This is a genomic window from Streptomyces sp. NRRL F-5135 (assembly GCF_000719775.1).
Classification (GTDB): Bacteria; Actinomycetota; Actinomycetes; order Streptomycetales; family Streptomycetaceae; genus Streptomyces; species Streptomyces hebeiensis.
Genome location: NZ_JOHR01000001.1, coordinates 193,389 through 209,027, shown reverse-complemented (window position 1 = coordinate 209,027; position 15,639 = coordinate 193,389). Strand labels below are relative to the sequence as shown.

Below are 15,639 nucleotides of genomic sequence, written 5' to 3'. Positions count from 1 at the left end.
CCGCCCCGTCCCCGTCAGCGGCCCGGTCCGCGCCTGCCGCCTCCCATGTCCCGCGTGCCGCCGGTGCCGCCCGTCGGCTCGTCCGTCGTCCGGTCGGTGTCGTACTGGATCTCCTCCTTGCGGACCTCGGCGGAGACCTCCTTCTGCTCGGTCACCTTCTCCGTCTCCATCCGCACCCGCTCCACGGGAACGGTCTCCTTGCTGATGACCGGCTCCTCGGCGTGCAGGGTCACCTCGGTCTGCGCCTCGCCGATCCGGGAGCGCCCGTAGCCGCCGCGCTCCTCGGGCGCGATCGCCTCGTGGACGACCCGGACCTCCTCGTGGCTGAGGGGGACGGACGTGGTCACGTGCTCGGTCACGACGACCTTGCGCAGCCGCGCGTGCCCCACCTCGTGTTCCTCGGCGCCGACCCGGAGCTGTTCCTCGGACCGGATCAGCTCCTCGCCGTGCAGGACCTTGCCCTCGTCCGGCATGGCGCCGCGCATCCCGGCACCGGCCGGAGCGCGTCCCTGGCCGCCGGCCATCGCGCCGGGCTCGTCCGTGAGGCCGGCTCCCATGCCCGTCCCCATGCCGGCGCCCGCCCCCGTACCGGCGGTCGTGCCCGCCGTGCCGGTACGGGCCCCGGTGCCCGCGCCCTCTTCCGTCCCGGCCCCGATGTCCATGCCCGCGCCCGCCGCCGGGCCCGTGGCGGCGGCCGTCCCGATGCCCGTGCCGCCGACCGACAGGCCGTAGTGCTCGTAGAGCTGCGTCTCCTGGCCCGGGTCCAGGTGCTCGTCGGCGTCCAGGCGCGGCGCCTCCTTGACGGTCTCCCTGGCGTACGGCACGTGGATGTCCTCGCCCGCGCGGCGCGCCCCGGCCAGCGGGACGAGGCTCTCCTTCATGCCGAACAGCCCTGTCTTGACGGTCACCCACTCGGGGCGGCCCGTCCGGTCGCCGACATAGACCTGGCCCACCGTGCCGACCTTGTCCCCGTTCCTGTCGTACACGCCCAGGCCCACGAGCCTGCTGGGGTTGTTGAACACGCCTTCGGCTGACATCTGCGATCACTCCTCGCGTGGGGGAAGCGCGTCTGCGGGCTCCGCACGGTCAGGCGCGCACACCTCCATCGCGCATCCGTCCCCCGGCGGCGGCAACCGGGGGAGCCCTCCGGGCCGTCGACGGCGGTGGCCCGGGCTGCCGTTCGGCCAGCGTTCACCGCAGCGGGCGCCCCCTCGCCGACATCCGCCATTCGGGTGAATCCCATCCGGGCCGACCGATCGGGGCGCCGTGCTCCGTTCCGGCCCGCCGTCCTTGGTAGTCCTTGACCGTCCCCGGCGACTCCCCCCCGGCCCTCCGGGCCGCCCGACAGCGTACGGAGGTCACACCATGCCGGTGAGATGCGTGGCGGTCGTCGTCCACCGGGGCCGCCCGGCCGCCGTCGACGCGGCCGGGGCCGTCCGCTCCTGGTGCGCGGCGCGAGGTGTCCCGTGCCGGGAGGCCGACGTGTGGCAGGACCACGAACCGCGCCGCGGCGGCCGGGAAGAGGCGCACGCGGCGGGCGATCCGGACCTCGTCGTCACCCTCGGCGGGGACGGGACGTTCCTGCGCGGCGCGCGGATCGCCGCCGCGAACGGCGCCGCGGTGCTCGGCGTCGATCTGGGCCGGGTCGGCTTCCTGACCGAGGTGCCCGCCGAAGAGGTCACCGGGGCGCTGAACGCCGTGCACGAGGGCCGCGTCACCGTCGAGGAGCGCATGACCCTCACCATGCGGGCGTCCCGGGGCCTGGAGCTCCCGGCCGGTATGGAGGCGCTCCTGTGCTACGGCAGGGGGCCCGCGCTGCCGCCGCCCCCCGTCCGGTCCCCGCCGGAGGGGGCGGGAGCCGAGGCCGGCGCCGCCGGTACGGAGGCCGGCGCCGAGGGGTGGGGCGTGCCGCTGGACATCACCGCCGTCAACGACATCGTCCTGGAGAAGCTGGCCAGGGACCGGCAGGCCGCCCTCGGCGTCTATCTCGCGGGCCGCCTGCTCGCCTCGTACTCGGCGGACGCCGTCATCGTCGCCACCCCGACCGGCTCGACGGCCTACAGCTTCGCGGCCGGCGGCCCGGTCCTCTCGCCCCACATGGACGCCGTCGTCTTCACCCCGGTGGCACCGCACATGACGTTCAACCGCACGGTGGTGGCCGCCCCGGACGAGCCGGTGGGCCTGCGCGTCCTGCCGCACTCCGGGCAGGTGGCGGTCAGTGTCGACGGCCAGCTGCGCGGCGTCCTGGACCCCGGGGACTGGATCGGGGTGTACGGGGCCGCGAACCGGCTGCGCCTGGTCCGGCTGGGGCCCACCGACTTCTACAGCAGGCTGCGGAGCCGCTTCCGGCTCACCGACGCGCCCGCCACGGCCGCCGACGGCGAGGCGGCACCCCTCTTCCGCCCCGACAGCCCCGTTCCGGCCGACCTCGCCCATCTGCGGCTGCCACCCCGGCCGTCCGGTCCCTGAGCACGCCGGAGTGGACGGGACGGGTGTGACACGGCGGTTTACGGTGAGGAGAAAAGGGACCGGAAGCGGTCGACATCAGTCAGCAGCAGTCGAAGGACCACCGCGCCGCGCGAGTGCGGCGGAGCGGTCCGGCGGATGACGTGAGGAGAGCGGTATGGCGATCGCGACCTACTCCCTGGTGGCCCTGGACTGTCCCGACCCGCCGGCACTCGCCCGTTTCTACGCCGATGTGCTCGGCGGCGAGGTGAAGAAGTACGACGACGTCTGGTACGACCTGTACCTCCCGGGCGGCGCCCGTATCGCCTTCCAGCTCGCCCCCGACCACCGGCCGCCGAACTGGCCCGACGGCGCCCATGACTCCCAGCAGCTCCACCTGGACCTCGACGTGACGGACATCGAGGCGGCGCAGGAGCAGGTGCTCGCGCTCGGAGCCACGCCCCTCGACCTCGACGACGACGGGGGACGGCGCGGCTTCCGGGTGTACGCCGATCCGGCGGGGCACCCCTTCTGCCTGTGCGTGCGGTGACACCCGGGGCGGCTCCCGGCGGGTCCGGTCCTGAGCACGGCCGCGACGAGACGGTCGAGCAGCGCGCGGACCGGCTGTGGAACGAACTCCTCCAGGAGCTGCGGGTGGCCCAGACGGGCGTGCAGATCCTGTTCGGCTTCCTGCTGACGGTCGTCTTCCAGCAGCGGTTCACCGAACTCTCCGAGACCGACCGGGACATCTACCTGGCCACCGTGCTGCTCGGCGCGGCGGCGGTGGGTGCCCTGATCGCGCCCGTCTCGTTCCACCGGCTGCTCACCGGGCGCCGGCTGAAACCGCAGATCGTCCGCTGGGCCTCCCGGCTGACGATGGTCGGGCTGGTGCTGCTGCTGTGCACGATGGCGTCGGCCCTGCTGCTCATCCTGCGGTTCGTGGTGGCGGACGACATCGCGGTGTGGCTCGTGGGCGGCATGGTCGCGTGGTTCGTGCTGTGCTGGGGGCTGTTCCCGGCGATCGCCCGCCGGAACGCCACGCGGTCGCACCCCACCGTCACCGGCGCTCCGCCCGCGGACAGGACCTGAGCGGGCCGGGACGCGCCGCTCCCGCCCCCGGTGAGCGGGGTGCGGACCGCCGGGTACGGCGTGCCCGGCGCCCGCTCGACCGGCGCCACGCCGAGCGTCGCGGGTCCCTCCGCGGCGCGGCGGACGGAAAAGGGCGCGTCACGGACGTACGAGATGTTGCCCGCGCGGGTACACGGCATGATCGAGACACAGGCCACGCCCTCGGTCCGCTGTCCGGCCCCGCGGTGGCCGCCGGACACCGGGCCGCGCGGGCCCCGACGGCAACGGGAGGCGGAGCACACCATGGCGACACGCGCGGCACTGTTCGACATCGACGGAACCCTGGTCGACACCAATCATCTCCATGTGGTCGCCTGGTGGGAGGCGTTCCGGCGGGCCGGGCACACCGTGCCGACGTCCACGATCCACCGGGCGATCGGGCTCGGCTCACAGGACCTGATCGCGCACCTGCTCGGCGACGAACGCGACCCCGCGCGGGACGAGGGGATCAGCGCCGCGCACACCGAGCTCTACGCGGAGTACTTCGACCGGCTCGCCCCCTTCGAGGACGCGGGCGACCTGCTGCGCTCCCTGGCCGACCGCGGCTGGCGGATCGTCCTCGCCACCTCCGCCGGTGACGCCGAGCTCGGCGCGCTCCGGCGCGCGATCGGCGCGGACGACGTCATCGCGGACATCGCCGGAGGAGACGACGTGGAAGCCGGCAAACCGGCCCCGGACCCGGTGTGCCTCGCACTGGAGAAGGCCGGGGTACCGGCGGAGCGCGCGGTGTTCGTGGGCGACTCGGTCTGGGACATGGAGGCGGCCTCCCACGCCGGGGTCCGGGCTGTCGCGCTGCTGTCGGGCGGCCTCCCCCGCACGGCCCTGGAGTCGGCGGGGGCGGACGAGATCTACGCCGACGCGACCGACCTGCTGGCGCGCCTCGACTCGAGCGCGTTCGCGCGACTGGAGGACCACTGAGGACCCTCGCCGCCGAGGCCGGGCCGGGGCCCGGGCCCACGCGGCCCGCGCGTGCCGCGGTGCGCGTTCTCCGACCCCCGGCGGCGGGCGCTTCCCGCGGGTGCGGTGGCGCGCCTTCGGCGCGGGCGGCGCACGTCGGGGCCGGCCGGGCACGGCGCCGGTGCGGGCCGACCGTACCGTCCCGCCCCGTCCGGGCGCCGTTTCGGCGCGAGCGGCCCCCGGCCCCGGCCTCAGGACTTCGCCGGGGCCTTCCGGGACCGGGTCCACTCCCGTAGCTGACCGGCCGTCCAGGTGTTGACGACCCGGTCGGCGGGCACCCCGCACTCCTCCGCCCGCGCGCACCCCAGCAGTTGCCAGTCCAGCTGCCCCGGCGCGTGCGCGTCCGTGTCGACGGCGAAGAGGACACCGGCCGCGACCGCCTGCCGCAGCAGCCGACGCGGCGGGTCCAGACGTTCGGGGCGGCTGTTGATCTCCACCGCCGTACCGGACTCCGCGCACGCGGCGAACACCTCCTCCGCGTCGAACTCCGACTCCGGCCGGCCCCCGCCGCCCCGGCTCCGCCCGTCCCGCCGCCCCCGGCCCGATCCCCGGTGCGCCGTCAGCAGCCGGCCGGTGCAGTGCCCGAGCACGTCGGTGCGCGGATCGCGTACGGCGGCGACCATCCGCCGGGTCATCGCGGCCGGTTCCATCCGCAGCTTGGAGTGGACGGACGCCACGACCAGATCCAGCCGGTCCAGCAGATCCGGCTCCTGGTCCAGCGAACCGTCGGGCAGGATGTCGCACTCGATGCCCGTGAGCAGCTGGAAAGGCGCCCACCGGGAGTTGAGGTCCGAGATCAGGTCGAGCTGTTCCCGCAGCCGTCCCGCCGTCAGCCCCCGGGCGACGGTCAGGCTGGGGGAGTGATCGGTGAGGACGGCCCACTCGTGCCCCAGCGCCCGGGCCGCCCGGCCCATCTCCGCCACCGGGCTGCCGCCGTCCGACCAGTCCGAATGCAGATGACAGTCCCCGCGCAGCGCCGCCCGCAGGCTGTGCCCCCGCTCGGCCAGCGGCTCGCGCGCCTCCCCCTCCAGCCGTCGCAGGTACTCGGGAACGTCCCCGGCCACGGCCTCTTCCACGACCCGGGACGTCTTGGGGCCGATCCCGCGCACCCGGCCGAGCGTGCCGCTCCCGGCGCGCCGTCCGACCTCCTCGGGGTCCATCGCCGCCACGATCGCGGACGCGGTACGGAACGCCTGGACCCGGTACGTCTCGGCCCCCGAGCGCTCCAGCAGGAACGCGATCCTGTCCAGGGCCTCCACCGGCTCCATGGCGTGCCCCCAGTACGTCGAACGGTGTCCGAACGGTGTTCCGGCCCTGTGCGGCGGCCGGGCGGCCGACCGGTCTCCCGGGGCCCTCCGCCATTGTCCGCGCGACCGCCGCGCCCCGCATCCGGCCACGACCGTGGCCGGGCACCGAACGGGGGCCGCACACATGGTGTGCGGCCCCCGGACCGATCCGCCGGGCCGCGGCAGGGCGGCGTGCGGTCGTGGCGCGGTGGAGCGGTGGGTCAGCTCTGAGGGGAACGACGCTTGCGCGCGGCCCACATGATGCCCGCGCCGGCGACCAGCACGACGGCGGCGGCCCCGGCGATCAGCGGCGTGGCGCTGGAACCACCGGTCTCCGCGAGGTCGCCACCGGCGGCGCTCGGCGCGGAGGACGGCACCGCTTCGGAAGCCGAATCGCTCGGCTCCTCGGCCTGGGGCGGGGAGGCCGACGGGGCCGGCTCGGGGGTCTCCTCGGCGGGAGGCGTGTCCGCGTCGGACGGCTCGGGAGCCGGGGCCTCCGACGACGGCGGCGGGGTGTCCTCGCACACCGGCGCGACCTTGTCGTCCTCCTTGGAGAACTGGTCGCCGTCGGCCGCCTTCACACTGAGGTGAAGCTTCAGCTCGCTCGTGTGCTCCGGCAGTTCGAGCTTCTTGTGGAAGTCGTTCCGGAAGTTGGTGGTGGGCAGGAGGTCCTTGCCGTCCACCGTGACCGTCACGGTGTTCTTGTCGCTGTTGCCGTAGGCGGTCAGGTCCAGGCTGACCTCGGAGCAGCTCACCGTCCACGTCGGAGTGTGCGCGCTCGCCGGTACGGCCGACAGGCCGACACCGAGCGCACTCACCGCCGCGACCGTTATGAAGGCGCCTCCGCGCCGCCATGATCTGCTGAGTTGAGTCACAAAATCCTCCGCTATGTGCGCGCCGCCCACGATGACGGCGCGCGCGCACAGTACCGCCATCCGCCGGCTTCGCCCTCGGTCACCCCACGCAACTCGCCTTTTCCGCCCGCCTCATGGGCGTCGGATCCGCCGAAAGCCGCCCGGAAAGCCGGAGTCGACGGCCGGGAATCCGCCACCGAGGCAGGGCCGGACCCGTCACCGCGGTCGCCGTCCACGCTGATGGGGGCCGCGCATGCGGTGTTTGGGGCGGTGCGGGCGGACTTCCCTGCCCATGCGCACGCGGGCTCATTCCTGCCGGAGCAAAGAATCCGTCAATTATTGACCACGGCTTTTCCCTGTCCGGAAAACACTCACCTTCGCGCCCGGGTCGGCCGCCGTCCGCCGGGTCCACCGCCAGACCCGGGTGAGCCGGGTACGGCGCTCCCGCTGCTCGCGCGCGGACCGGTCCAGTTCTTCCATCAGCCGCATCGAGCGGCTCTCCAGGTCCAGCTCGTCGAGGATCCGGTCGATCTCCGTCAGCAGCGCGCCGTGCAGCTGCCACTGACGGGGGTGGCGCCGTACGCCGTCCAGCAGCAGGTGCGCCACCGTCTCACGGCTCGCCCGCGCGCTGCCGAGGTCCTCGGCCAGCCGGGCCTCCGCGGTCTCGGCGTTGGCGCTCACCTCCGTGGTCACCAGGACGGCGAAGCTCACGACGGCGTCGGCGACCAGGGCCAGCGTCTCCTCCAGCGCCGCCCCGGTCTCCTCCGGGAACAGCGGCTCCTCGGGCCGTTCCCTGGCGAGGTCGGTGAAGGTCCTGGCCAGGACGCGGAGCACCACCGTGCAGATCTCCAGGGTGTCGAGTCCCGTGCGCAGCACCACCCGGTGCAGCAGCCCCTCCTTGACCCGGGGGTTGAGCCGCAGGCTGTCCTCCGCCTGCCGCAGGGCCGCGTCCACCTCGCTGATGTCGTGGTCCAGCCGGCGTGCCTCGTGCAGGCGGGAGGCGGCGCGCTCCACCGGGAGCGAGACGGTCAGCCCCTCGCCGATCGCCAGCAGCAGCTGGCGCATCCGGCGGGACAGATCCTCGATCGACTGGCCCGCGGTGCCCACCCACACCGGGGGGATCAGCAGGAAGTTGAAGGCCAGCCCCACCCCGGCCCCGATCAGTGTCTCCAGCACCCGGTCCCAGGCGGTCGACGCCACCTGCGTCACCCCGAGCACCAGCATGGCGCTGATCGCGACCTCGGGCACGAACTCGCTCACGCGGACGAGATGCCCCACGGCCAGCGCCGCCAGGATGATCAGCCCCAGGCTCCACCAGGTCAGCCCGACGAGCACGCTGAAACCGATCGCGACGAGCACCCCGGCGACGACCGCGTTCACCCTGCGGATCCCGGTGGTGAGCGTGGAGTAGAGGGTGACCTGGACGACCAGCAGGGCGGTGAGCGGCGCCGTCAGCGGGGCCGGCTCGCTGCTCAGCCGCAGCGCCACCACATAGGCGATGGTCGCGGCCGCCGCCGAACGCAGGCTCTGGACGACGACCGGCTCCCGGCGCCGCTTCACCAGTCCGGCGACCGGCTCCCGTATCCACGCCCGTGCCACGCCCAGCCTGCTCGGCACCTCACGCACGCTCCCTCCCCACCGCCGGTCACCACACCGCCGGTCACCGTCCCGCGTCCGTCACAGTCGCCGGAGCGCCGGCAGCAGCGTCTTCTCCGACCAGTCGAGGAACGGCCGCTGGTGCTCGCCGCCGATCTGGACGAGGGCGATCTCGGTGAACCCCGCGTCGACGTACGGCTTCACCGCGTCGACGAAGGCGTCCACGTCGTCGCCGCACGGGATCGTCTCCGCGACGTCCTCCGGCCGGACGAACGAGGTGGCCCCCGCGAACGCGGTCGGGCCCGGCAGCTCCGAGTTCACCGGCCAGCCGCCCGCGAACCAGCGGAACTGGTCGTGCGCCCGGGCGACGGCCGCGTCCCGGTCGGTGTCGTAGCACACCGGCAGCTGGCCGACCCGCGGCTTGCCCGCCCCGCCGCCCTCGTCGAAGAGCTTCACCAGCTCCGCGCGCGGCTCGGTGGCGATCACCAGGTCGGCCAGCCGCCCCGCGAGTTCGCAGGAGCGCCGTCCCGACACCGCGATCCCGATCGGCGGCGGCGCCTCCGGAAGGTCCCACAGCTTGGCGTTCTCCACGTCGAAGTGGGCGCCGTGGTGGTTCACCGGACCCCCGCCGAACAGCGCCCGGATGATCTCGACGGCCTCCTGGAGCATCTCCAGCCGCACGTGCGGCGCCGGCCAGCCCGCGCCGACGACGTGCTCGTTCAGGTTCTCACCGGAACCGAGGCCGAGCCGGAAGCGGCCCTCCGACAGCAGTTGCATCGTCGCCGCCTTCTGCGCGACGACCGCCGGGTGGTAGCGCGTCGTCGGACACGTCACGTACGTCATGAGCGGGATGCGCGAGGTGGCCTGGGCCGCCGCGCCCAGCACACTCCACGCGTAGGGCGCGTGCCCCTGGCTCTCCAGCCAGGGAAAGTAGTGGTCAGAGGTCACGGAGAAGTCGAAGCCGGCCCGCTCGGCACCCACCACGTGCTCGACCAGGGCCCGGGGACCGGCCTGCTCCGTCATCATCGTGTATCCGATTCGCACCATGGACTGCGCTTAGCCGATCTTCCACGCCAGGAAACCTTCCCGCCGCCCACACCCGGCGATCCGCCTACCCGCGCCCGGCGAATGGCCTCCGGGTCGCACCGGGCGGCGTTCGGGGTGAGGCTGATGGTGGTGTGCGTCCGCGTGGCCAGGGCAGGCGGGAAGCGTCGGGCGCGCGGAACGCGGCGTACGGGCAGGGCGAGCGAGGTGGAGGAAGCGATGGGTGTCCGCGAACTGCTCCAGGGCTGGCCGGCCTACCGGCAGCTCACCGGCTCGGACCCGCTCGGGCGCGGCAGCGCGGCGAAGTCCGCCCGCACCGGCGGGCTCAGGCCCCGTACCGACTCCGCCGACCGCGTCGTGCGGTCCGTCTGCCCGTACTGCGCCGTCGGCTGCGGCCAGCAGGTCTACGTCAAGGACGACCGGGTCGTCCAGATCGAGGGCGACCCCGACTCGCCGGTCAGCCGGGGCCGGCTCTGCCCCAAGGGAGCGGCGACGCTCCAGCTCACCACCGGCTCCGCCCGTCGCCACCAGGTGCTCTACCGCCGCCCGTACGGCACCGAGTGGGAACCGCTCGACCTGGAGACGGCCATGGACATGGTCGCGGACCGGGTCGTGGAGACCCGCCGGCGCACCTGGCAGTGGGAGCAGGACGGGCTGCGCACCGCGCGCACCCTGGGGATCGCCAGCCTCGGCGGCGCGACCCTCGACAACGAGGAGAACTACCTCATCAAGAAGCTGCTGACAGGCCTGGGCGTCGTGCAGGTCGAGAACCAGGCGCGGGTCTGCCACAGCTCCACCGTCACCGGTCTCGGTACCTCGTTCGGCCGTGGCGGCGCCACCACCTTCATGCAGGACCTCCAGCACGCGGACTGCATCGTCATCCAGGGCTCCAACTACGCCGAGGCGCACCCCGTCGGCTTCCAGTGGGTGATGGAGGCCAAGGCGCGCGGGGCACGGATCATCCACGTCGACCCGCGCTTCACCCGCACGAGTGCCCTCGCCGACCTGCACGTGCCGCTGCGCGCCGGCAGCGACATCGCCTTTCTCGGCGGGATCATCAACCACGTCCTCACCGAGGAGAAGGACTTCCGGGAGTACGTGCTCGCGTACACCAACGCGGCCACCGTCATCAGCGAGGACTTCCGGGACACCGAGGACCTCGACGGCGTCTTCTCCGGCCTGGACGAGGAGCGGCACCACTACGACCCCGTCAGCTGGCAGTACGAGAACGCCGACGTCCAGGCGCCCGCCGGAGAGCCGGACGAGCAGTACGAGCGGCGCGAACAGGACCCCGAGGCGCGCCGCCGCGTCCACGAGGCCGGCGGTCCCGAGGCCCACGGCTCCGGCGGCGCGCGGGCCGTGCCACGGCCCCGGCGGGACGAGACCCTGACGCACCCGCGCTGCGTCTACCAGATCCTCAAGCGCCACTACGCCCGCTACACCCCCGAACTGGTCGAGCAGACCTGCGGAGTGCCCCGCGAGACGTTCCTGCGGGTGTGCGAGGACCTGACCGCCAACTCCGGCCGCGACCGGACCAGCGCCTTCGTCTACGCCGTGGGCTGGACCCAGCACTCGGTGGGTTCCCAGTACATCCGCGCCGCCAGTGTGCTCCAGCTCCTGCTCGGCAACATCGGACGCCCCGGCGGCGGCATCCAGGCCCTGCGCGGACACGCCTCCATCCAGGGCTCCAGCGACATCCCCACCCTGTTCAACCTGTTGCCCGGCTACCTGCCGATGCCGCACGCGCACGCCCACGAGGACCTGGACTCGTTCATCGACGCGAGCCGCACCGCCAAGGGCTTCTGGGGCAACATGCGGGCCTACTTCGTCAGCCTGCTCAAGGCGTACTACGGGGACGCGGCCACCGCCGAGAACGACTACTGCTTCGCCCACCTGCCGCGCCTGACCGGCTCCCACTCCACGTACGACACGACCATGGCCATGCTCGACGGCCAGTGCGAGGGCTACTTCCTGATGGGGGAGAACCCGGCCGTCGGATCCGCCAACACCCGGCTCCAGCGGCTCGGCATGGCCAACCTCAAATGGCTCGTCGTACGGGACTTCTCGCTGATCGAGTCCGCGACCTGGTGGCGGGACGGCCCCGAGACCGAGACCGGCGAGCTGCGCACCGAGGACAACGGCACCGAGGTGTTCTTCTTCCCCGCCGCCGCCCACACCGAGAAGTCCGGCTCCTTCACCAACACCAATCGCTGGCTGCAATGGCACCACCAGGCCGTCGAGCCGGAGGGGGACGCGCGCAGCGATCTGTGGTTCATGTACCACCTCGGCCGTCGCGTCAAGGCGCGGCTGGCGGATTCCACCGACCCCATGGACCGGCCCGTACAGGACCTGACCTGGGACTACCCCACGGACGGACCGCTGGACGAGCCGATCGCCGCCGCGGTGCTCGCCGAGATCAACGGGCATGCGCGGGACGGGTCGCCGCTGAGCGCGTACACCCAGCTGAAGGACGACGGGTCCACCCGCTGCGGCTGCTGGATCTACTGCGGGGTCTACGCGGACGGCGTCAACCAGGCCGCCCGCCGCAAGCCCCACACCGAACAGGACTGGGTGGCCGCGGAATGGGCCTGGGCCTGGCCCGCCAACCGGCGCATCCTCTACAACCGCGCGTCCGCCGCTCCCGACGGCACCCCGTGGAGCCCGCGCAAGGCGTACGTGTGGTGGGATGCCGACAGCGGCAGGTGGACCGGCCGGGACGTACCCGACTTCATCCCCGACCTGGCCCCCGGCCACGTACCGCCGGACGACGCGCGCGGCCCCGAAGCGCTCCGCGGCGACGATCCGTTCATCATGCAGGCGGACGGCAAGGGCTGGCTCTACGCGCCCGCCGGGCTGGAGGACGGGCCGCTGCCCACGCACTACGAGCCCCAGGACTCCCCGTTCCCCAACGCGCTGTACCCGTCCGTGAGCCGCTCGCCCACCCGCCACCTGCTGCCCCGCGAGGGCAACCGCTACCACCCCAGCGGCGACGACCCCGGTGCGGACGTCTATCCGTACGTGGTCACCACCCACCGCCTCACCGAGCACTTCACCGCGGGCGGCATGAGCCGCTGGTCCCCCTACCTCTCCGAACTCCAGCCGGAGTTCTTCTGCGAGCTCTCCCCGGCGCTGGCCGCGGAACGGGGGCTCGAACACGGTGGCTGGGCCACCATCATCACGGCACGCAACGCCATCGAGGCCCGGGTGCTGGTGACCGACCGGATCAGGCCGCTGACCGTGCACGGCCGCACGGTCCACCAGATCGGGCTGCCGTTCCACTGGGGGCCCAACGGGGTCTCCACCGGCGACGCCGCCAACGAACTCGTCGCCATGGCGCTCGACCCCAACGCGCACATCCAGGAGGACAAGGCCCTGACGGCGGACATCGTCGCGGGCCGCCGCCCGCGCGGCCCCGCGCTGCCGGAGCTGGTCGCCGAGTACCGCCGGCGGGCGGGCATCACCGCACGGACAGGAACGGAGACCCGGTCGTGACGCACCAGCCGCACCACCTGCTCAGCGGCGTCGAACCGGACCCCGCGCGCGACGCGGGCCACGACGACCCGCCGCCGCGCGTGGGCTTCTTCACCGACACCTCGGTCTGCATCGGCTGCAAGGCGTGCGAGGTGGCCTGCAAGGAGTGGAACGCCATCCCCGAGGACGGCCTGTCCCTCACCGGCATGAGTTACGACAACACCCAGGGCCTGGGCGCGTCCACCTGGCGGCACGTGGCGTTCATCGAGCAGCAGGCACCGCCGCGGCCCGCCCCGGACGGCGCTCCCGGCCCCGAGGGCCGCACCGAACTCCCCCTCGTGGCGGGCGCCCCCGACGACCGTGGCCGGCAGGCGGCGGCCGGCGGCGAACTGCGCTGGCTGATGTCGTCCGACGTGTGCAAGCACTGCACCCATGCCGCGTGCCTGGACGTGTGCCCCACCGGCTCCCTCTTCCGCACCGAGTTCGGCACGGTCGTGGTCCAGGAGGACATCTGCAATGGCTGCGGCTACTGCGTGCCCGCCTGTCCGTACGGAGTCATCGAGCAACGGCCCTCCGACGGCCGGGCCTTCAAGTGCACCCTCTGCTACGACCGGCTCGGCGCCGGCCAGGAACCCGCCTGTGCCAAGGCCTGCCCCACCGAGTCCATCCAGTTCGGCCCGCTCGACGAACTGCGGGAGAGGGCCGCGCGGCGGGTGGAGCGGCTGCACGAGGCCGGCGTCACCGAGGCCCGGCTGTACGGGCACGATCCGGCGGACGGCGTCGGCGGGGACGGCGCGTTCTTCCTGCTCCTCGACGAACCAGAGGTGTACGGACTGCCGCCGGACCCGGTGGTCACCACGCGCGACCTGCCCGCGATGTGGAAGCACGCGGCCACCGCCGCGCTCGCGCTGGCGGGCGGTTTCGCGCTCTCGTTCACGGCCCCGGCCGTGTTCGGCCGCGGCGGCTCCGGCGCGGCGGGGGGACGGCGATGACCGGCATGGACACCACCGGGCGCGGGCCCGCGACGGGACCGGGCGAAGGGCGCGGGGAAGGACACGGGAAAGGGCGCGGAGAGGGGCCCCGCCGCGGCCGTGGCTCCGGACGCGGGCGGAAGCGGGGGAGGCGCGGCGAGGAACTGATGGTGCCCCGGGCCGAGTTCGAGTCGTACTACGGCCGGCCCGTCATCAAGGCGCCCGCCTGGGCCGCCCGGGACATCGCCGGTTACTTCTTCCTCGGCGGACTGGCGGGAGCCGGCTCCGTGCTGGCCGCGGGCGCGCACCTGACCGGCCGCACCACCACGGCGACCGCGATGAAGGTCTCCTCGCTCGCCGCCGTCAGCCTCTCGGCCGCCGCGCTGGTGCACGATCTGGGCAGGCCCGGCCGGTTCGCGAACATGCTGCGGGTCTGCAAACCCACCTCGCCCATGAGCGTCGGGTCCTGGCTGCTGGCGGTGTACGGGCCGTGCGCGGGCGGAGCCGCGTTCTGCGCGCTCACGCGCCGGCTGCCGCGCGTGGGCGCCACCGCCACGGGCGCGGCGGCGCTGTCCGGGCCCGCCGTGGCCGCGTACACGGCGGTTCTCGCCGCCGACACCGCCGTACCCGCCTGGCACGACGCGCACCGCGAACTCCCGTACGTCTTCAGCGCGTCGGCGGCGGCCGCCGCGTCCGGGATGGCCCTCGTCCTCGCCCCGCCGCGCGAGAGCGCCCCGGCGCGGTACGCGGCCGCACTGGCAGCCGTCGGCGAGATGACCGCCATGACGGCGGCGGAGCGCCGGCTCGGCATGGTCGCGGAGACCTACCGCGAGGGACGGGCGGGCGCGTTGCTGCGCGCCGCGCGCGTCCTCACCGTGACCGGGGCGGCGGGAGCGGCCGGTGCCGCGCTGTTCGGCGGGCGCGGCAGGCGTGCCGGACGGGGCGGGCGTGCCGGACGAGGCGGGCCCGGAGCGCGTATCGCGTCGGCCGGGACCGGCCGGTGGATCACGGCGGGCAGTGGCGCGCTGCTGCTCGCGGGCTCGGCCTGCACCCGGTTCGGGATCTTCGCGGCGGGCATCGCCTCGGCCGAGGACCCCGTCTACACGGTGGCACCGCAGCGGGCGGCGAAGGAGCGCGCGGCGCGTGCGCGGAAGAGCGCCGCGCGAGAACACGCCGCCGACGAGGACGGGCAGGGCCCGTCGTAGGGCGAGGACGGATCCGGAGCGGAGAAGGGCGCGATGGCCAGGACGCGGAGCGGTACGGACAACATCACGGAAACCGGCACGGACGGCGGCCCGAACGGCGGCGCGGCCGGCGGCCCGTACAGGGTCACCGAGAACGACGACCGTGGCGGCCGCGCGCGGGGCGACGCGGCGGCGGCCGAAGCGGTGCGGGGGTTCATCCCGCTGCTGGACTATCCGCTGTACGTCGTGACCGTGGCCTCGGCCGGGGAGCGCGCGGGGTGCCTGGTCGGGTTCGCGTCCCAGTGCTCGATCGGCCCCGAACGGTTCATGATCTGGCTCTCCCGCGCCAACCACACGTTCGGCGTGGCGCGTTCGGCTGCCTTCCTCGGAGTCCATCTGCTCGATCGTGACCAGTACGCGCTGGCCGAACTGTTCGGCGGCCGGACCGGTGACCGGTTCGACAAGTTCGGCCATGTCCGGTGGTACGAGGGCGAGGGCGGGACGCCGGTGCTGACCGACGTGCCGGCATGGTTCGTCGGCCGGGTGGAGGGGCGTACCGACGGCGGTGACCACGTCGGCTTCCTGCTCACTCCGGTGACCGGCGGCGGGCCGCGGGCGGGACGGGGCGATCCGCTGCGCCTGAGCGACGCGGCGGGCCTGACGGCGGGCCACCCCGCCACCTGACGGCCGACCGGGCGCACGG

General features: G+C 73.9%; 13 protein-coding genes. 8 read left to right on the top strand and 5 right to left on the bottom strand.

What is annotated here, in order from left to right; all coding sequences use genetic code 11:
* Positions 1–14: 14 nt before the first annotated feature.
* Positions 15–1,037, bottom strand: coding sequence for a DUF2382 domain-containing protein (locus tag IG02_RS0100935; RefSeq protein WP_030740303.1), 1,023 nt, complete (start codon positions 1,035–1,037; stop codon positions 15–17).
* Positions 1,038–1,365: 328 nt separating this feature from the next.
* Between IG02_RS0100935 and IG02_RS0100930 the strand changes: the two genes are divergently transcribed.
* The 4 genes from IG02_RS0100930 to IG02_RS0100915 all read left to right on the top strand — a co-directional run bounded on the left by IG02_RS0100930 (position 1,366) and on the right by IG02_RS0100915 (position 4,491).
* Complete coding sequence (locus IG02_RS0100930; protein WP_030740300.1) at positions 1,366–2,469, top strand: NAD(+)/NADH kinase; 1,104 nt, start codon at positions 1,366–1,368, stop codon at positions 2,467–2,469.
* Between the two features lie 154 nt (positions 2,470–2,623).
* On the top strand, positions 2,624–2,995 hold the full coding sequence (locus IG02_RS0100925; RefSeq protein ID WP_030740297.1) for a VOC family protein: 372 nt from the start codon (positions 2,624–2,626) through the stop codon (positions 2,993–2,995).
* The gene (locus IG02_RS0100920) at positions 2,983–3,534 is read left to right on the top strand and encodes a DUF6328 family protein (RefSeq protein WP_234314559.1); all 552 of its coding nucleotides are present in this window, start codon (positions 2,983–2,985) and stop codon (positions 3,532–3,534) included. Before IG02_RS0100925 ends, IG02_RS0100920 begins: the two co-directional genes overlap by 13 nt.
* 282 nt (positions 3,535–3,816) lie before the next feature.
* Positions 3,817–4,491, top strand: a complete 675-nt coding sequence (locus tag IG02_RS0100915) for an HAD family hydrolase (RefSeq protein WP_030740291.1) — start codon at positions 3,817–3,819, stop codon at positions 4,489–4,491.
* Positions 4,492–4,721: 230 nt separating this feature from the next.
* On the opposite strand, the gene IG02_RS0100910 is transcribed toward IG02_RS0100915, so the two are convergent.
* From IG02_RS0100910 to IG02_RS0100895, 4 genes are all read right to left on the bottom strand, one after another.
* The gene (locus IG02_RS0100910; protein ID WP_030740288.1) at positions 4,722–5,798 is read right to left on the bottom strand and encodes a PHP domain-containing protein; all 1,077 of its coding nucleotides are present in this window, start codon (positions 5,796–5,798) and stop codon (positions 4,722–4,724) included.
* Positions 5,799–6,037: 239 nt separating this feature from the next.
* The gene (locus IG02_RS0100905) at positions 6,038–6,691 is read right to left on the bottom strand and encodes an LAETG motif-containing sortase-dependent surface protein (protein ID WP_420707696.1); all 654 of its coding nucleotides are present in this window, start codon (positions 6,689–6,691) and stop codon (positions 6,038–6,040) included.
* A 315-nt stretch (positions 6,692–7,006) separates the two neighbouring features.
* The gene (locus IG02_RS0100900; RefSeq protein ID WP_420707711.1) at positions 7,007–8,287 is read right to left on the bottom strand and encodes an FUSC family protein; all 1,281 of its coding nucleotides are present in this window, start codon (positions 8,285–8,287) and stop codon (positions 7,007–7,009) included.
* Positions 8,288–8,347: 60 nt separating this feature from the next.
* Positions 8,348–9,313, bottom strand: a complete 966-nt coding sequence (locus IG02_RS0100895; RefSeq protein ID WP_030740282.1) for an LLM class F420-dependent oxidoreductase — start codon at positions 9,311–9,313, stop codon at positions 8,348–8,350.
* Between the two features lie 216 nt (positions 9,314–9,529).
* On the opposite strand from IG02_RS0100895, the gene fdh reads away from it, so the two are divergent.
* The 4 genes from fdh to IG02_RS0100875 all read left to right on the top strand — a co-directional run bounded on the left by fdh (position 9,530) and on the right by IG02_RS0100875 (position 15,620).
* Positions 9,530–12,802, top strand: a complete 3,273-nt coding sequence (fdh, locus tag IG02_RS0100890) for a formate dehydrogenase (RefSeq protein WP_030740281.1) — start codon at positions 9,530–9,532, stop codon at positions 12,800–12,802.
* On the top strand, positions 12,799–13,773 hold the full coding sequence (locus tag IG02_RS0100885; protein WP_037801781.1) for a 4Fe-4S dicluster domain-containing protein: 975 nt from the start codon (positions 12,799–12,801) through the stop codon (positions 13,771–13,773). Before fdh ends, IG02_RS0100885 begins: the two co-directional genes overlap by 4 nt.
* A gap of 146 nt (positions 13,774–13,919) precedes the next feature.
* Complete coding sequence (gene nrfD, locus IG02_RS0100880) at positions 13,920–14,957, top strand: NrfD/PsrC family molybdoenzyme membrane anchor subunit (RefSeq protein WP_199813930.1); 1,038 nt, start codon at positions 13,920–13,922, stop codon at positions 14,955–14,957.
* A gap of 183 nt (positions 14,958–15,140) precedes the next feature.
* A complete protein-coding gene (locus tag IG02_RS0100875; protein ID WP_030740274.1) occupies positions 15,141–15,620 on the top strand; it encodes a flavin reductase family protein in 480 nt (159 codons plus the stop codon).
* Positions 15,621–15,639 lie beyond the last annotated feature (19 nt).